General features: G+C 65.9%; 26 protein-coding genes, 1 pseudogene and 1 other annotated feature. Of the genes and pseudogenes, 14 read left to right on the top strand and 13 right to left on the bottom strand.

Translation table 11 applies throughout. The features are described 5' to 3' along the window. Positions 1-36 precede the first annotated feature (36 nt). Genes rbfA through LG388_RS11085 form a run of 4 tightly spaced genes read left to right on the top strand, consistent with a single transcriptional unit; the run spans position 37 to position 4116 of the window. Complete coding sequence (gene rbfA, locus LG388_RS11100; RefSeq protein ID WP_225782888.1) at positions 37-405, top strand: 30S ribosome-binding factor RbfA; 369 nt, start codon at positions 37-39, stop codon at positions 403-405. Between the two features lie 2 nt (positions 406-407). Further along, on the top strand, positions 408-1445 hold the full coding sequence (truB, locus tag LG388_RS11095) for a tRNA pseudouridine(55) synthase TruB (protein ID WP_225782887.1): 1038 nt from the start codon (positions 408-410) through the stop codon (positions 1443-1445). Beyond that, positions 1442-3268: a translational GTPase TypA gene (typA, locus tag LG388_RS11090; protein WP_225782886.1), complete on the top strand. Its 1827-nt coding sequence runs from the start codon at positions 1442-1444 to the stop codon at positions 3266-3268. The genes truB and typA overlap by 4 nt, the downstream gene beginning before the upstream one ends. Before the next feature lie 29 nt (positions 3269-3297). Continuing rightward, the gene (locus LG388_RS11085) at positions 3298-4116 is read left to right on the top strand and encodes a hypothetical protein (protein ID WP_225782885.1); all 819 of its coding nucleotides are present in this window, start codon (positions 3298-3300) and stop codon (positions 4114-4116) included. Between the two features lie 163 nt (positions 4117-4279). Here LG388_RS11085 and LG388_RS11080 read toward each other — a convergent pair whose 3' ends face one another. Both LG388_RS11080 and smpB read right to left on the bottom strand, forming a co-directional pair. Beyond that, positions 4280-4660 carry an ATP-binding protein gene (locus LG388_RS11080; RefSeq protein WP_225782884.1) on the bottom strand — a complete coding sequence of 127 codons (381 nt, stop codon included), beginning with the start codon at positions 4658-4660 and terminating at the stop codon, positions 4280-4282. A 123-nt stretch (positions 4661-4783) separates the two neighbouring features. Next, positions 4784-5263 (bottom strand): SsrA-binding protein SmpB, encoded by a 480-nt coding sequence (gene smpB / locus LG388_RS11075; protein WP_225782883.1) that lies wholly within the window; start codon positions 5261-5263, stop codon positions 4784-4786. 61 nt (positions 5264-5324) lie between these two features. Between smpB and LG388_RS11070 the strand changes: the two genes are divergently transcribed. Then, complete coding sequence (locus LG388_RS11070; RefSeq protein ID WP_225782882.1) at positions 5325-5777, top strand: type II toxin-antitoxin system RatA family toxin; 453 nt, start codon at positions 5325-5327, stop codon at positions 5775-5777. Beyond that, positions 5774-6115 carry an RnfH family protein gene (locus LG388_RS11065; protein WP_370630140.1) on the top strand — a complete coding sequence of 114 codons (342 nt, stop codon included), beginning with the start codon at positions 5774-5776 and terminating at the stop codon, positions 6113-6115. The genes LG388_RS11070 and LG388_RS11065 overlap by 4 nt, the downstream gene beginning before the upstream one ends. 71 nt (positions 6116-6186) lie before the next feature. Here LG388_RS11065 and LG388_RS11060 read toward each other — a convergent pair whose 3' ends face one another. Beyond that, positions 6187-6708 carry a DUF4124 domain-containing protein gene (locus LG388_RS11060; RefSeq protein ID WP_225782881.1) on the bottom strand — a complete coding sequence of 174 codons (522 nt, stop codon included), beginning with the start codon at positions 6706-6708 and terminating at the stop codon, positions 6187-6189. Between the two features lie 192 nt (positions 6709-6900). Between LG388_RS11060 and guaB the strand changes: the two genes are divergently transcribed. The 4 genes from guaB (at position 6901) to guaA (ending at position 10832) form a co-directional block, all read left to right on the top strand. Continuing rightward, positions 6901-8370, top strand: a complete 1470-nt coding sequence (guaB, locus tag LG388_RS11055) for an IMP dehydrogenase (RefSeq protein WP_225782880.1) — start codon at positions 6901-6903, stop codon at positions 8368-8370. Positions 8371-8479: 109 nt separating this feature from the next. After that, positions 8480-8803 (top strand): type II toxin-antitoxin system Phd/YefM family antitoxin, encoded by a 324-nt coding sequence (locus LG388_RS11050; RefSeq protein WP_225782879.1) that lies wholly within the window; start codon positions 8480-8482, stop codon positions 8801-8803. Further along, positions 8790-9206, top strand: a complete 417-nt coding sequence (locus tag LG388_RS11045) for a type II toxin-antitoxin system VapC family toxin (protein ID WP_225782878.1) — start codon at positions 8790-8792, stop codon at positions 9204-9206. Before LG388_RS11050 ends, LG388_RS11045 begins: the two co-directional genes overlap by 14 nt. A 9-nt stretch (positions 9207-9215) precedes the next feature. Beyond that, the gene (gene guaA, locus LG388_RS11040; RefSeq protein WP_225782877.1) at positions 9216-10832 is read left to right on the top strand and encodes a glutamine-hydrolyzing GMP synthase; all 1617 of its coding nucleotides are present in this window, start codon (positions 9216-9218) and stop codon (positions 10830-10832) included. Positions 10833-11103: 271 nt separating this feature from the next. Here guaA and LG388_RS11035 read toward each other — a convergent pair whose 3' ends face one another. Beyond that, positions 11104-12465, bottom strand: coding sequence for an IS5 family transposase (locus tag LG388_RS11035; protein WP_225782876.1), 1362 nt, complete (start codon positions 12463-12465; stop codon positions 11104-11106). Positions 12466-12638: 173 nt separating this feature from the next. Between LG388_RS11035 and LG388_RS11030 the strand changes: the two are divergent. Next, positions 12639-13271: pseudogene (locus LG388_RS11030) on the top strand (tyrosine-type recombinase/integrase); the annotation flags it as partial. A gap of 7 nt (positions 13272-13278) precedes the next feature. On the opposite strand, the gene LG388_RS11025 reads toward LG388_RS11030, so the two are convergent. Both LG388_RS11025 and LG388_RS11020 read right to left on the bottom strand, forming a co-directional pair. Then, positions 13279-14045 (bottom strand): IS5 family transposase gene (locus LG388_RS11025; RefSeq protein ID WP_225781940.1). Its coding sequence is split into 2 segments (ribosomal slippage): positions 13279-13730 and positions 13730-14045, totalling 768 coding nucleotides; the frame shifts between segments, so codons are not numbered across the junction. Positions 14046-14122: 77 nt separating this feature from the next. Then, positions 14123-14476 (bottom strand): AlpA family transcriptional regulator, encoded by a 354-nt coding sequence (locus tag LG388_RS11020; protein WP_225783573.1) that lies wholly within the window; start codon positions 14474-14476, stop codon positions 14123-14125. Positions 14477-14719: 243 nt separating this feature from the next. On the opposite strand from LG388_RS11020, the gene LG388_RS11015 reads away from it, so the two are divergent. Genes LG388_RS11015 through LG388_RS11005 form a run of 3 tightly spaced genes read left to right on the top strand, consistent with a single transcriptional unit; the run spans position 14720 to position 16244 of the window. After that, a complete protein-coding gene (locus LG388_RS11015; RefSeq protein WP_225782875.1) occupies positions 14720-15352 on the top strand; it encodes a nucleotidyltransferase domain-containing protein in 633 nt (210 codons plus the stop codon). Then, positions 15336-15779, top strand: a complete 444-nt coding sequence (locus LG388_RS11010) for a hypothetical protein (RefSeq protein WP_225782874.1) — start codon at positions 15336-15338, stop codon at positions 15777-15779. Before LG388_RS11015 ends, LG388_RS11010 begins: the two co-directional genes overlap by 17 nt. Before the next feature lie 9 nt (positions 15780-15788). After that, on the top strand, positions 15789-16244 hold the full coding sequence (locus tag LG388_RS11005) for a hypothetical protein (protein WP_225782873.1): 456 nt from the start codon (positions 15789-15791) through the stop codon (positions 16242-16244). A 36-nt stretch (positions 16245-16280) separates the two neighbouring features. Here the strand turns inward: LG388_RS11005 and LG388_RS11000 are convergent. The 7 genes from LG388_RS11000 to LG388_RS10970 all read right to left on the bottom strand — a co-directional run bounded on the left by LG388_RS11000 (position 16281) and on the right by LG388_RS10970 (position 23405). Continuing rightward, positions 16281-17506 (bottom strand): IS3 family transposase gene (locus LG388_RS11000; RefSeq protein WP_225782872.1). Its coding sequence is split into 2 segments (ribosomal slippage): positions 16281-17218 and positions 17218-17506, totalling 1227 coding nucleotides; the frame shifts between segments, so codons are not numbered across the junction. Beyond that, positions 17112-17228: a sequence feature (AL1L pseudoknot), on the bottom strand. It overlaps the preceding gene by 117 nt. Positions 17507-17706: 200 nt before the next feature. Then, a complete protein-coding gene (locus tag LG388_RS10995) occupies positions 17707-18804 on the bottom strand; it encodes an ABC transporter substrate-binding protein (protein ID WP_225782871.1) in 1098 nt (365 codons plus the stop codon). 49 nt (positions 18805-18853) lie between these two features. After that, entirely contained in the window at positions 18854-19720 is an 867-nt protein-coding gene (locus tag LG388_RS10990) for an ABC transporter permease (RefSeq protein ID WP_225782870.1), read from the bottom strand. Positions 19721-19740: 20 nt separating this feature from the next. Next, positions 19741-20541: an ABC transporter ATP-binding protein gene (locus LG388_RS10985; protein ID WP_225782869.1), complete on the bottom strand. Its 801-nt coding sequence runs from the start codon at positions 20539-20541 to the stop codon at positions 19741-19743. A gap of 2 nt (positions 20542-20543) precedes the next feature. After that, positions 20544-21347 (bottom strand): alpha/beta fold hydrolase, encoded by an 804-nt coding sequence (locus LG388_RS10980; RefSeq protein WP_225782868.1) that lies wholly within the window; start codon positions 21345-21347, stop codon positions 20544-20546. Next, positions 21331-21741 (bottom strand): VOC family protein, encoded by a 411-nt coding sequence (locus tag LG388_RS10975; protein WP_225782867.1) that lies wholly within the window; start codon positions 21739-21741, stop codon positions 21331-21333. The genes LG388_RS10980 and LG388_RS10975 overlap by 17 nt, the downstream gene beginning before the upstream one ends. A 20-nt stretch (positions 21742-21761) precedes the next feature. Continuing rightward, positions 21762-23405, bottom strand: a complete 1644-nt coding sequence (locus tag LG388_RS10970) for an FAD-dependent monooxygenase (RefSeq protein WP_225782866.1) — start codon at positions 23403-23405, stop codon at positions 21762-21764. Between the last annotated feature and the right edge of the window lie 24 nt (positions 23406-23429).

Raw genomic sequence — 23429 nt, 5'->3', positions numbered from 1 at the left:
CCGATGCCGGGCGCGCATCGCGCCACTCGCCGCAACATGCCCAAGAAGAGCACCAAGCCCAACCGCAGCTACCAGGTCGCCGACCAGATCCAGCGCGATCTGACGGAGGTGATCGCGCGCGAGCTCAAGGATCCGCGCGTGGGCATGATCACGCTGCAGGCCGTGGAGGTCACGCCCGACTATGCGCATGCGAAGGTCTTCTTCAGCGTGCTGGTGGGCGACCCGCAGGAAACCCAGGACGCGCTCAACCAAGCGGCCGGCTTCCTGCGCAACCACCTGTTCAAGCGCCTGCACATCCACACCGTGCCCACGCTGCATTTCCAGTTCGACCGCACCACCGAGCGTGCGGCCGACATGAACGCCCTGATCGCCAAGGCGGTTTCGTCGCGCGCCAAAGAAGACTGAGCATGAACGCGCCACGCACCCGGGTGCAGCGGCGCCCTGTGCATGGGGTGTTGCTGCTCGACAAGCCGCTGGGCCTTTCCAGCAACCAGGCCCTGCAGAAGGCCAAGTGGCTGCTGCGCGCCGAGAAAGCGGGCCACACCGGCACGCTGGACCCGCTGGCCACCGGCGTGCTGCCGCTGTGCTTCGGCGCGGCCACCAAGTTCAGCCAGCTGCACCTGGACGCCGACAAGCGCTACGAAACGACCGTGCGGCTGGGCCGCACCACCACCACCTCGGACGCCGAGGGCGAGATCACGAGCGAGCAGCCCGTCGCCTGCACGCCCGGCCAGGTGGTCGAGGTGCTGGACCGCTTCATCGGCCCCATCTCGCAGGTGCCGCCCATGCACAGTGCGCTCAAGAAGGATGGCAAGGCGCTCTACGAATACGCGCGTGAAGGCGTCACCGTCGAGCGCGAGGCGCGCGCGGTGTTGATCCACGACCTGGAACTGCTGGACATGGACCTGGCCGGTCCCGAGCCCTTTCTGCGCCTGGCCGTTCACTGCTCCAAGGGCACCTACATCCGCACGCTGGGCGCCGACATCGGCGCTGCGCTGGGCTGCGGCGGGCATCTCACGGCGCTGCGGCGCACGGCCACCGGGCCGTTCCAGGCCGCGCAGTGCCTTTCGTTGCAGGCCCTCGAGGCCCTGGACGAGCCGCAGCGCCTGGCGGCGCTGCTGCCGACCGAGGCGCTGGTGGCCGGCCATGTGCCTGTCACGCTGGACGACGACGATGCGGGCCGCTTCCTCTCCGGCATGCGCCGCCGCGGCGGCTGGGCCGATGCCGAGGCGGTCGCCGTCTTCGGCGGGATGCCCGCCTCCAGGCCCGGGGCCGCTGCGCGGACTTCGGCGGCCTTGGCCCCGCGCGCCTTCCTGGGCACGGCCCATGCACGCGGCGGCGAACTGATCCCCGGGCGATTGCTGAGCCCCGTCGAAATCCAGCAAACCCTCTTGCAAACCCGTTCATCGTCTTCCAAGACCTCCGAGGAGGCACTGACACCATGACCCGACAGATTCGCAACATCGCCATCATCGCCCACGTTGACCATGGCAAGACCACCATGGTGGACCAGCTCCTGCGCCAGTCCGGCACTTTCGCGGAGCATGAGAAGGTGGTCGACACCGTGATGGACAACAACGCCATCGAGCGCGAGCGCGGCATCACCATCCTGGCCAAGAACTGCGCCGTGAGCTGGAAAGGCACGCACATCAACATCGTCGACACCCCGGGCCACGCGGACTTCGGCGGCGAGGTGGAGCGCGCGCTGTCGATGGTCGATGGCGTGGTGCTGCTGATCGACGCGCAGGAAGGCCCGATGCCGCAGACCCGCTTCGTGACCAAGAAGGCGCTGGCCCTGGGCCTGAAGCCCATCGTGGTCGTCAACAAGGTGGACAAGCCCGGCGCGAACCCCGACAAGGTCGTGAATGCGGCCTTCGACCTGTTCGACAAGCTGGGCGCGACCGACGAGCAGCTGGACTTCCCGGTCGTGTACGCCTCGGGCATCAACGGCTGGTCGTCGCTGGAGGAGGGCGAGCCGGGCGAGCAGTGGGGCCCCGACATGTCGGCCCTGTTCGACACCGTGCTCAAGCACGTGCAGCCGCATGCCGGTGACGCGTCGGCGCCGCTGCAGCTGCAGATCTCGGCCCTGGACTTCTCCACCTTCGTGGGCCGCATCGGGGTGGGCCGCATCAACGCGGGGACGATCCGGCCCGGCATGGACGTGCTGGTGATGGAAGGCCCCGACGGCGCCGCCGTCAAGGGCCGCATCAATCAGGTGCTGACCTTCCAGGGCCTGGACCGCGTGCAGGCCACCGAAGCCGGCCCGGGCGACATCGTGCTGATCAACGGCATCGCCGACATCGGCATCGGCGTCACGGTGACCGACCCGGCCAACCCCGCGCCGCTGCCCATGCTGAAGGTGGACGAGCCCACCCTGACCATGAACTTCTGCGTGAACACCAGCCCGCTGGCCGGCCGCGAAGGCAAGTTTGTGACCAGCCGCCAGATCTGGGACCGCCTGCAGAAGGAGCTGCAGCACAACGTGGCGCTGCGCGTGAAGGAAACCGACGAGGACGGCATCTTCGAAGTGGCCGGCCGCGGCGAACTGCACCTGACCATCCTGCTGGAGAACATGCGCCGCGAGGGCTACGAGCTGGCCGTCTCCAAGCCGCGCGTGGTGTTCCGCGAGATCGACGGCGAGCGCTGCGAGCCCATCGAGCTCGTGACGGCCGACATCGAGGAAGGCCATCAGGGCGGCGTGATGCAGGCGCTGGGCGAGCGCAAGGGCGAGCTGGTCAACATGGAGCCGGACGGCCGCGGCCGCGTGCGCCTGGAGTACCGCATCCCGGCCCGTGGCCTGATCGGCTTCACCAACGAGTTTCTGAACCTCACGCGCGGCTCGGGCCTGATCAGCAACATCTTCGACAGCTACGAGCCGCACAAGGGCGACATCGGCGGCCGCAAGAACGGCGTGCTGATCTCGATGGACGACGGCGAGATCTTCACCTACGCCCTGGGCAAGCTGGACGACCGCGGCCGCATGTTCGTGAAGGCGGGCGATCCGGTGTACGAGGGCATGATCGTCGGCATCCACAGCCGCGACAACGACCTGGTCGTCAACGCCACGCGCACCAAGCAGCTCACCAACTTCCGCGTGAGTGGCAAGGAAGACGCGATCAAGATCACGCCGCCGATCGACCTCACGCTCGAATACGGCGTGGAGTTCATCGAGGACGACGAGCTGGTCGAGATCACGCCCAAGAGCATCCGCCTGCGCAAGCGCTTCCTGAAGGAGCACGAGCGCAAGCGCGCCAGCCGCGAGGCCTGATCCGGGCAGGAAGGGAAGAGGGCGCCTGCATGCGGCTGCGCCGCGGTCGGGAACTGCTTCGGTCGGGCGCGCCCCTGCGGGGCCTGGCCGGGCTGCTGCTGACAGGGGCGGCGCTGCTCGGTGCGGCGGTCCATGCGCAGGACCTGAGCGCCCATGCCGCGGCCGGCGCCCGCTTCGAGGCGCTGCGCAGCGCCCAGCCGCATGCGATGCCGCGGCTGGCCGATCCGCAGGCTGCCCAGGCGCTGCGTACGCTGGGCGATGTGGCGCGCTTCCTGCCGGCGCACATGTCCGCGCAGTTGCCGGCCGTGGCCGACACCTGCGGCCGCGTGCGCGATGCCGTCCTGGCCTACCAGAGCTTCGGGGCCTTGCAGGACGGCCAGCTCTCGCCCCAGCGCCTGCTGGACAACGGTGCCACCTACCAGGAGGAACTGGGCCTGCTGCAGCCCTTCCTGGCGCATTGCATCGCGCGGCAGGTGCCGCTGGCCGAAGCGGCGCTGCAGCAGATCGACCCGCGCATGCGTGCACGCCTCAGGCTGGGGGGCCTGCAGCGCGGCCAGGCGACCGTGATGCAGCTGTACGCCAGCCTGTCGGCCGCGCTGGCCGACCCGCGCGTGCAGCCCGCGCAGACGCAGGCGCTGCTGGCGGCGCTGGCCGACACGGCGGGCGTGCACGTGCGGGCGCTGACGCTGGAGAACCGCCACGCCCTGCGCGCGATGGCAGACGAGCATCTGCGCCAGGCGTCGGCCGACGGTCCCATGGCGCCGGCCTGGAGACGCATCGAACAGGCCCTGGCCGACGAGCGCTGCGCCGCGCTTTGCGAACTGGCGGCTTCTTCGCCCGCACGCTGACCGTCCTGGTTCGCGCGGCCCGGCGCATGCGCCTGGCGCCTCTGCCTTGGGGCCGCGGATGCGCGCAGGGGGCAGGGCCGCCCAGTGAACAAGGCGCGCAGCGCCGGCCATGAAAAAGCCGGCCCGTGGGCCGGCTTCTCGGAGGGGCGCAGGGCGCGCGGCTTCAGGGCCGTGCGATCTTCCAGACGCCGCCCACGCCGTCGCCGGTGCGGTCGCCGGGCTTGCTGTCCTTGGCCCAGTAGTAGAGCGGCCAGCCGTTGTAGGCCCACTGCTTGCTGCCGTCGTCGCGGGTGATCACCGTGTAGCCGCCCTTGGGGCTGGCGTTGGCCGGTGCCAGCAGCGGCGGCCAGTTGGTGGCGCAGGGGCCGTTGCAGGCCGACTTGCCGCTGCCGACCGCGTCGCGGCTGAAGGTGTAGAGCGTACGACCCGTGGGGCCGATCAGCACGCCGTCGACGGTGCGGGTCGGGGTGTCGGGCGCGGATGGGGTGGCGCAGCCGGCCAGCAGGGCCAGGGCCAATGCGGAGGTGGTGAGCAGCAGCTTCATCGACGGTTCTCCTGAGTGAGGCAGATGGGATGACGAAACGCCGACGAGTGTAGGCCTGCGCCGGCGGCAGGTCTTGCCAGCGGAGACGCCGTTGCAAAAGACCGACGCCAGGGCCGCACGCCGTCAGCGGTGGCGACTCTTCATCGCGCGTTCCACCTCGCGCTTGCCTTCGCGGTCCTTGATCACGTCGCGCTTGTCATGCTCGGCCTTGCCCTTGGCCAGCGCGATGTCGCATTTCACCTTGCCGGTCTTCCAGTGCAGGTTGATGGGCACCAATGTGTAGCCCTTCTGCTCCACCTTGCCCGTCAGGCGCCGGATCTCCTCTTTCTTCATCAGCAGCTTCTTGGTGCGCACGGCGTCCGGGTTGACGTGCGTGGACGCGCTCTTGAGCGGGTTGATCTGGCAGCCGATGAGGAACATCTCTCCGTTGCGCAGCACCACGTAGCCGTCGGTCAGCTGCACCTTGCCTTCGCGCAGGGCCTTCACTTCCCAGCCTTCCAGCACCAGGCCGGCCTCGAAGCGTTCCTCGAAGAAATAGTTGAACGCGGCCTTCTTGTTGTCGGCGATGCGTGCGTTGGAGTTGTCGGTTTTCTTGCTGGCCATAGGGGAGAGATGGGGGCGGATGCCGTCCCTACAATGAGAGCGCACACCGCGTGCCGATTCTATGAAGAGTGTCAACAAGTCCGTCCTCATCTGGTACAGCGCCGAGCAGATGTACGCGCTGGTCACCGACGTGGCGAAGTACCCCGAGTTCCTGCCCTGGTGCGACCACGCTCGCGTGATCGAGGAAGACGCCACCGGCATGACCGCCGAAGTGGGCCTGGCCTTCGGCGGTGTGCGCCAGAGCTTCACCACGCGCAACAACCACGTGCCCGGGCGCGAGGTGCACATGAAGCTGGTCAAGGGCCCGTTCTCTCACCTGGACGGGATCTGGAAATTCACGCCGGTGGGCGAGGAGGGCGCCGCGGCCACGGCCTGCCGCGTGGAACTGAGCCTGCAGTACGGCTTCGACAACTTCGCCTTGCAGGCGCTGGTGGGGCCGGTCTTCGACAAGGTGGCTTCCACGCTGGTGGAGGCTTTCGTCAAGCGTTCCGAGCAGGTCTACGGCGGGACGTGAACGCGCCCATCACCGTCGTGCTCTGCTGCGCCGTGAGCGCGCAGCGTGTCTACGAAGAAGCCTTGCAACTGCCCGCACAGGCCACGCTGCGCGATGCGGTGCAGGCCAGCGGGCTCGCCGCCGCGCATCCCGACCTGGACTGGCAGGCGCTGACGCCCGGCGTGTGGGGCCGCGTGCGGCCCTGGTCCCATCCGCTGGCGGCAGGCGATCGCGTGGAATTGTGCCGGCCCTTGCTGGTGGACCCGAAGGCGGCGCGCCGCGAGCGCTTCCAGCAGCAGGGCAGCCGCCGGGCCGGCCTGTTCGCGCGCCGCCGGCCGGGGGGCAAGGCCGGCTACTGAGCTGCGCTGGCACACCCGCCGGAAGAAACGCCAGAAGAGGCGCCGGACGGCGCGGCAGGCCGGGCGCGGGCCTACGGCCGGGCCTTGCAGTCGCTGTCGATGACGGCCTGCAAGCGCGCCTGCTCGGTCGCGCGGGCCTGATCGTCCAGCACCTCGCGCTCGCCCTTCTCGTTGAGGCGCGCCAGGCGCATGCCGCTGTCGAGGGTCGCCTTGCCCCGGCGGGCCCGCGCGCAGTTGTCGGCACGCGCCTTGGCGATGCGCTGCTCCTCGGCGGCGCGCTGGGCCTTCTCGGCTTCTTCGGCCTTGCGGGTCTTTTCTTCCAGTTCCTTGTCCACGCCGCTGGGCCGCGCGGCCGTGGGGGCGGATGCCGCCGGCGTCGCTGCCTCGGGCGCCGCGGCGGGCGCAGCTGCCGCGGGCCGGGCCGCGGCACTGGCGCCGGGGCGGCGCAGGATGCTCTTTTCCGGCACGTCGATGGGCGGCGGCTGGTCGCTGAACACCTTCTTGCCCTGGCCGTCCACCCATTGCCACTGCGCCTGCGCTGCCAGCGGCAGCGCGCAGAAACCGAGCATGCAGAGAAGGTGCTTGAGCGTCATCATTCGAGTGTAGCGGGTGCTTACGTTTGGCAACATGAACGCGGCGGAGAAGCGTTCGAACGTGCCGAAATGCGCGCCGAACGCAGCCGCAGATGCGCCAGGAGCGGCTCGCAGCGTGGCTTGCGCGACACAGGCCCTGCCATGCAGCCGGCACGGCGGCATCGCTACAATCCGTTTTTTGGAGCTTTCCCCATGCGCCTTCTTGGCAAAGCGCTCACCTTCGACGACGTGTTGCTGGTGCCCGCGTTCTCCCAGGTCCTGCCCAAGGACACCTCCCTCGCCACCCGGCTCACCCGCAACATCGAACTGAACCTGCCCTTGGTCTCCGCGGCCATGGACACGGTGACCGAGGCCCGCTTGGCCATCACCATCGCGCAGGAAGGCGGCATCGGCATCGTCCACAAGAACCTCACGGCGCAGCAGCAGGCCGCCGAGGTCTCGAAGGTCAAGCGCTACGAGTCCGGCGTGCTGCGCGACCCGGTCGTCATCACTCCCCAGCACACGGTGCTGCAGGTGCTGCAGCTGTCGGAAGAGCTGGGCATCTCGGGATTTCCGGTGGTCGATGGCGGGAAGGTGGTGGGCATCGTCACCGGGCGCGACCTGCGCTTCGAGACGCGCTACGACGCCCCCGTGACCGAGATCATGACGCCGCGCGCCAAGCTGATCACCGTGTCCGAGGGCACCACGCCGGCGCAAGCCAAGGCGCTGCTGAACAAGCACAAGCTCGAGCGCCTGCTGGTCGTCAACGAGGCCTATGAACTCAAGGGCCTGATCACCGTCAAGGACATCACCAAGCAGACCACGTTCCCCAACGCCGCGCGTGACGCCTCGGGCCGCCTGCGCGTGGGCGCGGCCGTGGGCGTGGGCGAGGGCACCGAGGAGCGCGTGGAGGCGCTGGTCAAGGCCGGCGTGGACGCGATCGTGGTCGACACCGCGCATGGTCACAGCAAGGGCGTGATCGACCGTGTGCGCTGGGTCAAGCAGAACTATCCGCAGGTCGACGTGATCGGCGGCAACATCGCCACCGGCGCGGCCGCGCTGGCACTGGTCGAGGCCGGTGCAGACGGCGTGAAGGTGGGCATCGGCCCCGGCTCCATCTGCACCACGCGCATCGTGGCCGGCGTGGGCGTGCCCCAGATCATGGCCGTGGACAACGTGGCGACCGCGCTGCAGGGCACCGGCGTGCCGCTGATCGCCGACGGTGGCATCCGCTACTCGGGCGACATCGCCAAGGCCATCGCGGCCGGCGCGAGCACCGTGATGATGGGCGGCATGTTCGCCGGCACCGAAGAGGCGCCGGGCGAGATCGTGCTGTACCAGGGCCGCAGCTACAAGAGCTACCGCGGCATGGGCTCCATCGGCGCCATGCAGCAGGGCAGCGCCGACCGCTACTTCCAGGAGTCGAGCACGGGCAACCCCAACGCCGACAAGCTGGTGCCCGAAGGCATCGAAGGCCGCGTGCCCTACAAGGGTTCGATGGTTTCCATCGTCTACCAGATGGCCGGCGGCCTGCGCGCGGCCATGGGCTACTGTGGCTGCGCGACCATCGACGACATGAAGAACAAGGCCGAGTTCGTCGAGATCACCGCTGCCGGTATCCGTGAATCGCATGTGCACGACGTGCAGATCACGAAAGAAGCGCCCAACTACCGCGCCGAATAAGCGCCAGAAGACCGCTGCGAAAAGGACCAGAATTTCTGGTCCTTTTTTTTGTTTTCGAACCTGGGTGGGCGTAGAATCTGGCCAGATTCATGATGAAAAGAGCCAGACTATGCAGGCGGTTCCCATCCATCAGGCCAAGAGCCAACTTTCCGAGCTGATCCGCGCGGTCGAAGGCGGCGAGGAAGTGGTGCTGACCCGCCACGGCAAGCGCGTGATCCGCCTCATCCGGGAGCCCGAGTCGGTGCAACCCAGCATCGAGGCGCGCCGCCAGGCGATCGTGGCCGAATTGGCGGCGCTGCGCGCCAAGGTGGGCGCGGCGCGGCCGGGGCAACCCGGCTTCCGGGAACTCTGGGCCGAGCACAAGCACGCGCTGGATGACCGCGTCGACCCTTGGACCGCGCCTGGCGCGAAAGCCGGCGATGCTGGTCATTGACGCGTCCGCCTTCGCCAGCTGGGCCTTCCCCGACGAAGACACGGACCGCGTGTCCCAGGCCCTGATCCGCATCATGGCCGAGGAGGAGAGTGCCACCTCGGCCGCCATCTTCCCGCTGGAGGCGCTGCACGCGGCAGGCCGGGCGCTGGCGCGCGGCCGCTTCACGCCCGGCGCGCACCAGCACGTGCTGCGGCTGTTGAGCCGCCTGCCCGTGGCCCTGGCGCCGATGCGTGTCTCGCCGCTGGAGTTCTGGAGCTGGGCGCAGTCGTTGCAGCTCAGCAGCTACGACGCCTCCTACCTCAAGCTGGCCGTGGACCTCAAGGCGCCCCTCGTCACGATGGACGAAGCCCTCGTGCGCGCCTGCCGCCAGCTGGACCATCCTTTCATTTCCGACCTTTCCTGAAGCTCCGCCATGCAACACGACAAGATCCTCATCCTCGACTTCGGCTCGCAGGTCACGCAACTCATCGCCCGCCGCGTGCGCGAAGCCCATGTGTACAGCGAAGTGCATCCTTGCGACGTGACCAGCGACTGGGTGCGCGAATATGCGAAGGACGGCCGCCTCAAGGGCGTGATCCTGTCGGGCAGCCATGCCAGCGTGTACGAAGTGGACGACCGTGCGCCGCAGGCCGTGTTCGAGCTGGGCGTGCCCGTGCTGGGTATCTGCTACGGCATGCAGACCATGGCGCAGCAACTGGGCGGCAAGGTGGAAGGCTCGCACCAGCGCGAATTCGGCTATGCCGAGGTGCGCGCGCGCGGCCACACCCAGCTGCTGCGGGACATCGCCGACTTCTCGACGGCCGAAGGGCACGGCATGCTCAAGGTCTGGATGAGCCACGGCGACAAGGTCACCGAGCTGCCGCCCGGCTTCAAGCTCATGGCCAGCACGCCCAGTTGCCCCATCGCCGGCATGGCCGACGAGGCACGCCACTTCTACGGTGTGCAGTTCCATCCCGAGGTCACGCACACAGTGCAGGGCAAGGCGCTGCTGGAGCGCTTCGTGCTCGGCATCTGCGGCGCGCAGCCGGACTGGGTGATGCGCGACCACATCGAAGAAGCGGTGCAGAAGATCCGCGAACAGGTGGGCGACGAAGAGGTGATCCTCGGCCTGTCCGGCGGCGTCGATTCTTCCGTGGCGGCGGCCCTGATCCACCGCGCCATCGGCGACCAGCTGACCTGCGTGTTCGTGGACCACGGCCTGCTGCGCCTCAACGAAGGCGACGCGGTGATGGAGATGTTTGCGGGCAAGCTGCACGCCAACGTCATCCGCGTGGATGCAAGCGAGCTCTTCCTGGGCAAGCTGGCGGGCGTCAGCGATCCGGAAGCCAAGCGCAAGATCATCGGCAGCGAGTTCGTCACCGTGTTCAAGCAAGAGGCCGCCAAGCTCAAGGCGGGCGGCCGTGGACACAAGGGCGCCACCTTCCTCGCGCAAGGCACGATCTATCCGGACGTGATCGAGAGCGGCGGCGCCAAGAGCAAGAAGGCCGTCACCATCAAGAGCCACCACAACGTGGGCGGCCTGCCCGAGCAACTGGGCCTGAAGCTGCTGGAGCCGCTGCGCGACCTGTTCAAGGACGAGGTGCGCGAACTGGGCGTGGCCCTGGGCCTGCCGCCCGAGATGGTCTACCGCCATCCGTTCCCCGGCCCCGGCCTGGGGGTGCGCATCCTGGGCGAGGTGAAAAAGGAGTATGCCGACCTGCTGCGTCGGGCCGACGACATCTTCATCCAGGAGCTGCGCAACTTCGTCGACCCCGCAAGTGGCAAGACCTGGTATGACCTCACCAGCCAGGCCTTCACCGTGTTCCTGCCGGTCAAGAGCGTGGGCGTGATGGGCGATGGCCGCACCTACGACTACGTGGTCGCGCTGCGCGCGGTGCAGACCAGCGACTTCATGACCGCCGACTGGGCCGAGCTGCCCTACGCGCTGCTCAAGAAGGTGTCGGGCCGCATCATCAACGAGGTGCGCGGCATCAACCGCGTGACCTATGACGTGAGTTCCAAGCCGCCGGCGACGATTGAGTGGGAATGAAACAAGATGTTTCAATGGCTATCGCCAGCTATCGAAAAATCGTCGTAACGTGTTGATTTTAAAGGGAATACGTCACGATACCGATCGGTGACTATCGGCGACCAGCAGAATAAGTTTGCGGTAAAGCTGACGGTCAATTTCCGGTCCGGTTTCAGACCCGCTCGTTGATGATGGATGTTTTTTCCGTCCTGACGGTAAAAAGCACCTCCGAAATCCAGTATCCATGCGGGTTTTCGGGCATCAGCAGGTTTCCTAGTCAGCCCTGAACAATTCAGTTGTCAGCTACAGATAGGCTGACGTCGCCAGGAGCGGCCAGCAGTGCGGCGATGACCGCCTGCATCGATAACCCGAATCGGGCGCAATAAAGCCGCAGCGCGGCCAGGATCAGGCGCAGGTTATGCCCGGCACCGCACATCACCGCGTGCAGCGCATCGCCCAGCGCACCCTTGAGCGGGTTGCGGCCCAGCCGCCCGTCCATCTTCATGTGCCCAATGGCCGGTTCGATGGCGCTGCGCCGCTTGATCATGGCCCTGAGCGTTCGGGTGATGCCCCGCTTTTGGCCCGACATCAGGATGCGCACACCTTCAACTTTCACACCCCGGTAGCCCTTGTCCACGATTGCCGTGGCGGGCGGCCTGTCCGTGCCAGTGAGGATGCCCACCTGCTCCAGTGTCTCAGCCAGGGTGTGGCCGTCGTAGGGGTTGCCCGGCATGGAGCGCATGCCCACCACCAGGCCTTCCTTCAACGTGGTAGCGATGCTGACCTTCACGCCGAACTCGTACGGTGTCCTGGCTTTGCCTTTGCTGATGCATTCGACCTCGGGCGCGTGCAGGGCGTACAGCTTGTTCTTGTCCTTCGTGCGTTGACTGAGGATGCGGCCGGTGCGCTGCAGCAGGTCTTGGACCTTGGCCTGGGCCGCTTCGGGCAGCATGTGCAGTTGGCGGGCCACCTCGCGGTGCACGCGGCCAACCCGGGTGCGCAGTGTGCGAACGGCCTTGTTCATGCGCTTGAACTGCTTGGCGTGGGCGTAGCGCCCGATCTGCGCGGCCAGCCGTGGGGCGATGCGGTTGTAGTTCTGGCGCAGTTTCAGCCCATTGCCCTCGGCCACCTTGACCAGGTGCTGGCGGCTTCGCTCCAGCAGGCGGCTGTCGGTGGGGTGAGCGAAAGCCTTGGGCATCACCGTGGTGTCCACGATCACTTGCTGCACGCCGGCTTTCTTGATGACGCCACCACGCCGGGCGGCATCGATGATGGCCGCCAGCAGCATCTCCACGCCTTCTTCCCCAACGCGCTTTCTCCAGCGCGTCAGGCTGGACGGGTCAATGGGCAGCTCGGTCTGCAGGTAGGTCTCGCCGCAGAAGAACTGCCAGTATGGGTTCTCCACCCAGGTGTTGACCACCGCCTCGTCGGAGGCATCGAAGGTGTGCTGCAGGTACAGCAGCCCGGCGACCAGGCGCGGCGCCAAGGCGGGCCGCCCGCGCCCCGAAGTGAACGACACCGCGAACGTGCGCTCGATCTCGGCCCAGTCGATCAGCGCGCCCAGCCTGACCAGCGGATGCTTCATGTTGATCTGCTCGTCCAGTCGTGGACGAAACAACTCGCCCGTTTGCGGCTGCGAAGGCTTCGGACCCATCGGACTCCCCGGAGAAATTTGCAAGAAAACAGGCACTGGCAAGACCATACCTTGCAAATCCCGCGCCCATCAACTCGAAGAACAACCAGTCAGATCAAGGGCTTGCGAGTTGTTCAGGGCGGACTTCCTAGCCCTTGGCGGTAAAACCCGTCTTGAACAGGAGGAAAACCTCGATGCTCACCGACACCGCACTGCGCAACCTCAAGCCTAAGTCCTTGACTTACAAGGCTTCCGACCGTGACGGCATGTACGTGACGGTATCGCCGGCCGGCACCATCGCGTTTCGCTATGATTACCGTCTCAACGGCCGCCGGGAGACACTGACCATCGGCCGCTATGGGCCGGCCGGCATCACGCTGGCCATGGCCCGTGAGAAGCTGATGGACGCCAAGCGGGCGATCGCCGAGGGCAGATCCCCGGCAATGGAGAAGCAGCGCGAGAAGCGCCGCCTGTCTGCAGGCCAGAACTTCGGCGAGATGACGCTGCGCTGGATGGCAGACGCGCGCATGGCCGACAGCACCCGGGCGATGCGCAAGCACATCGTCGATCGGGACATCCTGCCGGCGTTCAGGAACCGGCTGCTCACCGAGATCGGCGCGGACGACCTGCGCGCGCTGTGCGGCAAGGTGAAGGCGCGCGGGGCTCCTGCGACCGCGGTGCACGTTCGCGACATCGTGAAGCAGGTCTATGCGTTTGCCATCCTGCACGGTGAGAAGGTGAACAACCCGGCTAACGACGTGGGGGCGGCGTCGATCGCGACCTTCGTGCCGAAGGACCGGGCGCTGTCGCCGGCCGAGATCCGGCTAGGGCGTGTTAACACAAACTGCGAAGTCCATCGGCCACCAGCACAAAGCTGAGGAAGCCGAGGAACATCACGTCGAGCTTCTCGAATCGGGAGAAGATGCGTCGATAACCCTTGAGCCGCCTGAACAGACGCTCCACTTCGTTGCGGCGTTTGTACATAGCCCGGTCGTACTCCCATGGATCCAGCCTCTTCCTTGAGGGTGGAACGACGGGAATGAAACCCAAGTCCAGCGCCAGTTGGCGCGTCTCGTTGCCCTCGTAGGCGCGATCCATGAGCAAGTGCACGGGTCTGCTGGTCTTTCCCAGACTTTCGATCAGGCGTCGACCTGCAGGCGCATCGTGCGCCTGACCTGGTGACAAACAGAATGTCACGGCCGTTCGAGCATCCGCGGCAACCATATGAATCTTGGTGTTCCATCCGCCTCGAGACTTGCCGATGGATTGCGGCCCGTTTTTTTTAAAGCGCCAGCGCCATCGGGATGCACTTTGATGCTGGTGCTGTCGAGCGAGACTGCCTCAATCTTGATGCGAATGACCTGCTCGCGCTGTAGCTCTTCAAACATCTTGTCCAGCACGCCAGCCTTGGTCCAGCGGCGCATGCGCGTGTAGATGGTGTGCCAGTTTCCAAACCGCTTGGGCAATCCACGCCACTTGCAGCCGTGCTCGGCAACATACAACATGGCGTTGACCACTTGCAAATTGGTCAGGCTGACATTGCCGCGCTGCAGAGGCAGGCAATGCTCAATGCGCGAGAACTGTTCAGGGGTGATTTCCATACTCGCAGTTTCTTGGAAAACTGCCAGTCTGGAAATTAGTGTTAACACGCCCTAGCCTCGGTGGCGTGCGAAGAGTCTCACCGGACGGGCCGGTACTGTCGCAGCTTCACGTCCGGTCCGATGGGCCTGCCGGCCGTTGCTGTACGCGAGGCCTGCTTGCGGGCCTCGATCCAGGCCTCGACCTCCTCCAGATCCCAGACGACGCAGCGGGCAGTAAGCCGGAAGCGTCGTGGGAATTCTCCGCGCTGCTCCATCTCGTAGATCGTGGTCTCGGCCAGGGGGACGATCTGGTGCAGTTCGTGGCGACGGATGGTGCGGCGAAAGGGCAGTGGTGCCCTTGACGGGAACTGAGGGAGGTCGTCGTAGCCTGCCGCACCAGGGTATGGCAGGGCAGGGCTGCTCTCGGACGACGGTTGTATGGGTGTGTGCATGGTGGCAACGCGAATGAATTCGTTGCCGTTCATGGTGGCTATCGCAGGTGATCGGAACAACCTGCTGGGGCGAAGCCGAGAGTAACGTGGTCGCTTCCGACTGGTTGCAGCCGGTCAAGGAAGGTGTGGCGACCAGCAGCTATTGAGTCATGAGTGACATCACGAGGTCGACGTCGTCTGCGCAGAGCTGCATTGCGATGCGGTAGAGCCCATCTGGAACTCGACGATCATCCCAAATTGGGTATGATCAAGCCCAATATGGGAATACCTGTGGACGCCGCCGCACCGCGTTCAGCACTTGCTGACGCGCTTTTCCCTGGCACCAAGCAGCGTGTGCTCGGGTTGCTGTTCGGCCAACCCTGGCGTAGCTTCTACGCCAGCGAAGTGATCGGGTTGGTGGCCAGCGGCACCGGCGCGGTCCAGCGCGAGTTGGCCGCGCTGGTGAAGAGCGGTCTGATCTCCGTAAAGCCGGTCGGTAACCAGAAGCACTATCAGGCCAATCCCGACTCGCCGATTTTTGCGGAGCTGAGTGCCATCGTGCAGAAGACGGTGGGGCTGGCAGAGCCCCTGCGCCAAGCGCTCCAGCCTCTTGTGCCGCAGATCATCGCGGCCTTCGTCTATGGATCGGTGGCGAAGAAGACGGACACTGCGCACAGCGACATCGACCTGATGCTGCTGAGCGACGATCTCAGCTACGGCGATGTCTTCGGGGCCGTGGAGGATGCAGGCCGCACATTGGGGCGTCCGGTCAATCCGACCATTCTGACGCGTGCGGAATTCCTGAAGCGTGTGTCGGCGCAGGAGTCGTTCCTGAGTCGGGTGCTGGAATCATCCAAGCTCTGGATCGTGGGAGGCGAACATGACCTCCCCACTTGAGAACCTCAGCGGCCCAGGCAAAGCGCTGAAGGCCGAGCCGCCGGATGCGAGAGAGTTCGATGGCTTGAAGCGCTCCGGGCATGCGAGGATGAAGGATGCCCTCAACCTTGCTCTTTCCATCGAGAGCCGTTTCGATCTCGCCTACAACGCAGCGCATGCGTTCTGCCTGGCCGCACTGCGATGGAATGGATACCGTTCGACAAATCGCTATCTGGTCTTTCAACTGCTGCCGCACACGTTGGGACTGGGGCCGGAAGTCTGGCGGGTGCTGTCGAAATGCCACGATATCCGAAACCTGGGGGAGTACGAGGGCGACCTGAACGTCGACGAGCGCATCGTCACCGATCTCGTGGCCGCGTGCCAGGCGGTTGCGGGCAAGATTGACGTGCTGGCGTCATTGAGCGATTCGGCGCCGCCAAGACGGTAGCCGGCAACCATGCGCTACTGGTGGGTCAATCAGAACCAAACCTACCGCCATGAGGTTCAGGGCGGATACCTTTGGTCGCCCAAGCGCAAGGCCAATCAGGCAAGAAATCCGTTCTATGACTTCATGCGTGAGGTCGCGCCAGGCGATGTAGTCTTCTCCTTTGCGGACACTGTGATCCGGGCCATCGGCATCGCAGCGTCGCATGCATATGAAGCCCCGAAGCCGTTGGAGTTCGGGCAGACAGGCGCCTATTGGGATTTGATCGGCTGGCGCTTGGATGTGCGCTTCCATCCCCTTCGACTGCCCGTCCGGCCAGCAGCGCACATGGCGGTACTGGCGCCGCTTCTGCCTGAGCGTTATGCACCGTTGCGGCCCAATGGCGCGGGTTTGCAGAGTGTGTATCTGACGCGTCTTCCCGAACGTCTGGCCGCAGCGCTGATCGATCTGCTGGGCGCTGAAGCCTGAACCGCCCCGGCTTTCGCGGAGGCTGGTTGGCTTGAGTCAGGCCGAGCTGGCCTGCCGCTCAAGATTGCGATAGTAGGTGGTCTCGAACTCGGCGGGCGGCACGTAGCCCAGCGGGGCCATCAGCCGATGGTTGTTGAACCAGGACACCCACTCCAAGGTCGCTAACTCCACCGCCTCTCTGGTCTTCCAGGGCGCCCGGCGATGGATCAACTCGGCCTTGTACAGCCCGTTGATCGTCTCTGCCAGAGCGTTGTCGTAGGAGTCGCCCTTGCTGCCCACCGATGGCTCGATGCCGGCCTCGGTCAACCGCTCGGTGTAGCGAATGCTGACGTATTGCGACCCGCGGTCGCTGTGACACACGAGCGAGCCTTCCTGGCCGGGCTGGCGGGCGTACAGGGCCTGCTCCAGGGCATCGAGCACGAAGTCCGTGCGCATGCTCGTGCTCACCCTCCAGCCCACGATGCGCCGCGAGAACACGTCGATCACGAAGGCCACGTACAGCCAGCCCTGCCAGGTGGACACGTACGTGAAGTCGCTCACCCACAGCTGGTTCGGGCGCTGCGCGCTGAACTGCCGGTTGACCAGGTCCTGCGGGCATGGCGCTCGCGCATCGCCGATCGTTGTGCGCACCACTTTGCCGCGCACGACCCCACGCAGCCCCATGCGGCGCATCAGGCGCTCGACGGTGCAGCGCGCCACCGTGTGGCCTTCGCGTTGCAGTTGCCGCCAGACCTTGTCAGCGCCGTAGACCCGCAGGTTGGCCTGCCACACCCGTTCGATGTGGGCCATCAGTTCCTGGTCTCGCTGGGCTCGGCCGCTGAGCAAGGCCGCATCGCGCTGCCGGGCAGCGTGCCGCCGGTAGGCCGATGGGGCGATCTGCAGCAGCCTGCAGATCGGCTCGACCCCATGCCGCTGGCGGTGCCGGTCCACGAAGGCGTACATCACTTCAGCCGGCGGTCGAGCTCCGCCTGGGCGAAAAACGCGCTGGCCAGCTTGAGGATCTCGTTGGCGCGGCGAAGCTCGCGCACTTCGCGCTCCAGTTCCTTGACGCGCTTGGCCTCGGCCGTGGTCACGCCTTCGCGTTGACCCGTGTCACGCTCGTGCTGACGCACCCAGTTCAGCAGCGTCTGCGGCGTGCTACCGATCTTGCCGGCGATCGATACAACCGCCGCCCATTGCGATTCGTGCTCCTCTCGGTGCTCGAACACCATGCGCACCGCACGCTCGCGAACCTCCGGCGAAAACTTCACTGACTTCCTCATGATGGCTCCATCTTCTCAAACGAGGGAGCCTCCGCGAAAACCGGGGCGGTTCATACTGGCCAGCCGTCGGTGCCGGCGCAGCAGTTTAGCAATCGGGCAGCAGGCCGACCCGCTGGAAAGCCATGGAGGCGATGCCTTCTGTCTGCCGTGGTGCTGGGCCATTGCCGAGGCTCATGCCACCGTCTCCTAGGCAGGAGGGCTCAGATTCTGAACTCTCTTGCCTGCCTGATAACTGCATTTCGGTCGAAGCGATTCGCCTCGTCGATGAGTTCATTGGTGAACACGTTGGACGGGTCACCGATTTGCTGGGGCAACTGGGGATTGTTGGTGCTGCGCGCAGCAATCTCGATCATCGACTTCCATTCGGCCAGCGTCGATGCACCGAATCGTTGGTCTGCATCGTCGGGCCAGCGGATCCAGTTGTCCTTTCGCTGGTGCAAGATGGTTTCGATCTCTTTGCGGCTCTCGTCGTCCGACTTCGACTTGGAGCGCGAGTCGGGGTAGAGTTCCCAGTGGATGTTGATGGCCTGGGCGAGGTTCGTATGCGCGAAGAGGGTGGACTTGGCCGCCGCTCGGCAGAAGCCCACCACCTGCTTACGGTTCTCCTTCAGATCGCTCTTGCGAAAGCCGAACCAGCCGGAGCCCAGGCGCGCATATTGCGGCGGCAACGGGAGGTACCGGATCGGAAAGCCAAGGGCCTCCATGCGCCCTCCGACGGTGTCGAAGCTGACGTACGCATCCACCTTGTTTTCCTTCAGCGCCGCGCCGGCGACGCCCACGTCGCCTACGGCAACGAAGTTGATGTCGGTCGTCGGCAGTCCTAGTTCGGTGTACATGAGTTGCAACTGGACGATCCCGCCATCGCCCTGGTTGCGGATGCCAATGCGCTTGCCCACGGTGTCCTTGATGGTCTTGATGGGGCTGTCGGCAAGCACGATCACCGTGTTGGCGTTGCGCGGCAGCCAGTTGTAGGCAGCGATCAGACCGAGTCCCGGCTCCTTGGCCATCGCCGGCAGGAACAGCGCGGGTGCCAGTGAGCCCAGGTCTACCTGCTTGGTCGCGATGGACATCATCGCCTGCGTGATGCTGCTCATATTGACGAATTCCAGGTCCACGCCCTCGGCCTCGAAGTAGCCGAGCCTCGGATGGCGCCCGCAGGTGAGAAACGCCTGCTGGGCGTCTAGCACCGCGTTCGGGTTGGCGCCGCGGAAGACCCGCTTGCCTTGCGCGTTGACGCCAGGTGCCAGAGACAGGAGGCCCAAGGAGGCGGCCCCCAGGCCGAAATCTCTTCTGTTCATGATGAATCGCCTTTCTTAAGTAGGAGGAACACGGGTGCGGGGAACGATCTCAGGTGCTCACCGCTCCTTGGGAATCGGTGGCCGGCATCCAGCTCAGCATCCGTTGGCGGATGGCGCGCAACAGCGCCGTGAGAGCGATGCCCAGCAGGGACAGCACGATGAAGACAGCGAAGCTGCCGGCCGTATCCAACTGGGCTTCCATCTGCAGGATCTGCACGCCCAGCCCAGCCTGGGCACCGACGAATTCACCCACGATGGCACCAACGACCGAGAAGGCCGCCGCCATGTCCAGGCCCGCGAAGATGTACGGCAGGGCGCCAGGGAACTTGACCTTGATAAAGATCTGCCAGCGCGTGGCGGACAGCGAGCGCATCAGGTCAATGCGGTCGATGTCGACGGCCTTGAAACCCGCGATGCTGGTGACCAGCACCGGAAAGAAGGTGATGAGGCACACGATGGCGACCTTGGACGTCAGGCCGAAGCCGAGCCAGGTCACCACGATCGGCGCAATCGCCACCTTCGGCAGGCTCTGGAAGGCGGCGATGTAGGGCCGCAGCAGGTCGTCGAGCACTTCGAACTCGGAGATCAGGACGCCCATGACCAGTCCGATCGCGCTGCCGATGGCGAATCCGAGCAGGATTTCCGTCAGTGTGACGTAGGTGTGCAGCCACAGGCCATCCTTGGCCATCGGGCTGGCTGCCAGGCCGCGGTAGAGCGCCGTTACGACGTCGCTGAAGGGCGGCAGCAGGAATTTCGGGACATTGAAGACGCGCGTGCCGAACTCCCAAAGTGCGAGCAGTGCCAGCAGCAGCAGGACCGAACCCGCTCGGCGGGACAGCAGCGACTTGCGGCGGCCGGCGATGTCCGCCTGCGAGGCGGCGGGAGGGGCGAGCGTGTCGGAGGTGCGAGCGGTCATGGTGCTGGAAGGAGGAATAGTCATTCGAAACTGCCCGCGTGGCTGAAGAGCTCGCGGATCTGATTGGCCGTCTCGCTGAACGCCGGCGATGCCATCACGTCCATCCTGCGAGGCCGCGGCAGATGTACCCGGATCACGCGGCGCAGGGCGCCCGGACGCGGCGTCATCACGAACACGACATCGCCCAGGAAGATCGCCTCCAGGATGGAATGGGTGATCAGCACCACGGTCTTGCCGCTTTCCAGCCAGATGCGCTGCAGTTCCAGGTTCATCTGCTCGCGCGTCATCGCGTCCAGGGCACCGAAGGGTTCGTCCATCAGCAGCACCTTGGGGTCATGCAGAAGGGCACGGGCGATCGAGGCGCGTTGCTGCATGCCGCCGCTCAATTGGCGCGGCAGCTTGTGCTCGAAGCCTTGCAGCCGTACCAATTCCAGCAGTTCCATCGCTCGGCGCCGGGCCACCGCCATGTCCAGGCCCAGCACTTCCGCCGGCAGCAGCACGTTGTCCAGGATGCTGCGCCAAGGCAGCAGGATGGAGCTTTGGAAGACCATGCCGACGTCGCGCCGCGTGCCGGAGATGGGCTGGCCGTCCATCACGACGCTGCCGTGGCTGGCCGGCAGAAGCCCTGCCAGGATGCGCAGCAAGGTGCTCTTGCCGCAGCCGCTGGGCCCGACGATGGAAACGAAGCTTCCCTCTTCGATGGCGCAGTCGATCTCGCGCAGCGCGAGGACGCTGCCTCCGCTGGCGTCCTCGAATGTCTTGGAGACACCGCGGATCTGGATGTAGGCAGACGATGGGGCGTCGGCAGGGGTAGCAAGCATGATCAGGCCTTGGAAGCGGAAATGGAGGATGCGAGGCAGAAATCGCGGATGTGCGCCGCGACCTGGTCGGCCGCCTGCACGGCGGCCGCATGACCCACGCCGGGCAGCAGCACCACGCGTGCGCCCGGGATCGCCTGGCCCAGCGCCACGGTGAGTGCAGGCGGCACCACCCGGTCGAGTTCGCCGGCAAGAACGAGCGTCTGCGTACGCAGCCGTCCGGGCTCCAGCGGTGGGCATTCGGCGACTGCGGCCTGCCGCCGTATCGACCGCGGCGACTGCGCCTGAACATGGCGGAACAGGTCTTTCAGTTCCGGCCGAATGTCCAGGAAATCCTGCGGCAGGAAGAAGCCGGCCAGTGCTTCGGCGGAGTCGGGCAAGTTCGCTCGCAGTCGTTGAATTTCCTGCACGGCGTCCGGGTTCAAGGCAGCGAGCGCGGACGGCAACGCCCAAGTGCTGCCCAGCACCAGCCGGTCGACCACCTGCGGTCTTTCGTGAGCGAGCGCCTGCGCAACGCGGCCACCGAAAGAGGTGCCATACACGTGCGCTTTGGTGTGGCCCAGCGTTTCGAGCAGCGCCGCGGCGTCCTGCGCCAGTTCGTTCAGAGAAGTGGCCCGTTCGGGATTTCGCGTGTCTCCGCAATCGCGCTGGTCGTACGCGATCACGGTGAAGTCGGCGGCAAGGTGCTCTACGAGCGCGTCGAACATATGGTGGTTCCCCTCGGCGCCGTGCATCAGCAACAGAGGAGGACCCGTGCCAGTGACGGTGCAGGCGATGCGGCAATCACCGATGTCAATGAGACTGGTCATGGCCCGGGGCGCCTTCCTTGTCGAGGTCGAACGTGAGTTCGATCTTGAGCCCGAGCGGATCGCGAACGAAGATCTGGTGGATGGGCCAGCCCGGCACCGGTGCCTCGTCGAAGGCGATGCCCTTGGCCTTCAGGTGTGCACGGGTCGCTTCCAGGCCATGCGTGCTGAACGAGATGTGGTCCAGCGCCGCCGTGGCGCCCGCCTCGCTGCCAGTCAGCGATGCATACAGATGCACGATGGGACGCTCGCCGCTGTAGAGCCAGTATCCCGGCGCCGGCATCGTGGGTCGATCGCCAGCATGCAGTTGCAGGCAGCCGACATAGAAGTCGTGCAGCAGCCGCAGTTCGTCCGGCGTGCACCGCAGCGTGTAGTGGTTCAGCCCAGAGACTTGCATGGGTCAACTCCTTTCGTTGCTCAGTTCGCGACGACGTCTCGCGCGAGCACCTTGCCCAGCGCATTCGCCAACTCTTTGGCGGGGTCTGCCGGCAGCCACGGCATGCGCCAGGCTACGTGTCCGTCGGGGCGCACCAGAACGGCGCCGCGCAGGCCCATGCCGAAGCCGCGATGCGAATCGAGGCAGTCCATCTGCCGAAGCTGGATGTTCACGCTCGACTTTGCGGCCACGCGGCGTCCGGCCTCGAGCCAGCCGTCGGCCTTCGGTCCGGCAACCAGCACGAAATCGCGGTCGAACCAGTCCAGCGTCGATTGCGTCCGGGCCAGGTCCAGCCAGAGATGCGGAAAGCGGCTGCCCGGCCGATCGGAAGGCAGGTACCAGCGCGGCAGAAGCGGCTGGCGTACCGTGCCGTCCTGGACGATCGCGCCTTCCTCGTAGGCAAAGCCCAGCGATTGTCCCGTGCTGTGGATATGGTTGTCGGTGTCGCGGATCCAGAATTCGATCTGGTCCTTGTTGCCCGAGCGCAGTGCCGCGTCGGTCTGGGTGAAGCGGCGCTGGTTGCCCAGGCTGAAGTCCGCGTTCGACTCCGCGACAGGGCGCCGTTCCATGTCGTAGGTATCGAGCAGCGCCGGGCCAGCCTGTCCGCCGAGCACCAGCTTGAGCTTCCAGGCCAGGTTGTGCGCGTCCTGAATGCCGGAGTTCATGCCGAAGCCGCCGTTGGGCGGAAACCGATGTGCTGCATCGCCGACCAGGAACACGCGGCCCGCGCGGAACCGGGCCGCCACCTGGCGGCTCAAACGCCAGATGGAGCGGCTGATCACCTTGACCTCGAGATCGGGTATACCGGTCTGCCGCCGCGCCAGCGCGACCACTTCCTCGTCAGTGCGCGGGCCGGGGCGTTCGTCGCTCTCGGTGCCGACCGCTCCGGCGCTGAGCCAGCGGTCCTTGCCGTTGGTGTTCAGTACGGTCCAGACCGATTCGCCCGGTGCCTGGGGCCGGATGCGGTAGCCGGCGGTAGCCATGATGCGGGGCACGCGCGACAGATCGGCCTTCCAGTATTCGTTGGCCATCACGGCCAGCGTGGACGGTCCGCGCATGTCGATTCCGCAGTTCCGGCGCACACTGCTGCCGGCACCATCGGCACCGACCAGGTAGTCGGCGGACCAGTGGATGCGCTCGCCCGTTTTCAGGCTGCGCGTGCTGACAGTGACGCCACGCTCGTGTGCCTCGTATTCGAGGAACTCCGTCTCGTACAGGATGCGACCGTGGCGGGACTGGCTCGCCACCGCGAAGAGTTCCTCCTCCACGACATCCTGCGACACGATGCAACGCCACGCGGGCGACTGGCCCAGGTTGGTCTCGACGGTGGTGCGCCCGTACTCGAGGCCGGAGACAGTGTCCACGAAGGCGAACGTGTCGGAGCCGGGCGGCAGCCCGCGTGCCTTGACCTTCTCCTCGATGCCCCATTGCCGGAACAGTTCCATCGAACGGATGTCACAGCCGCGAGCCTTGGGATGGTCAGTGACGCCGGGGGAGCGTTCGATCAGCGCGAAGGAAATGCCGAAGCGGTCCAGCAGCAGTGCCATCGCCAAGCCGACGGGACCGCCTCCGACGATCAGCACCTGGACGGTGTGGCCGGAGGCGTCGTTTTCAGAATTGCTCAAGAGAATGCTCCTTGTCGAAGATGG

It is taken from the genome of Xenophilus sp. Marseille-Q4582 (genome assembly GCF_916700565.1).
GTDB lineage: Bacteria > Pseudomonadota > Gammaproteobacteria > Burkholderiales > Burkholderiaceae_C > Xenophilus.
The sequence above is the reverse complement of the archived record's forward strand: the minus strand, read 5'-3'. Positions and strand labels throughout refer to the sequence as shown.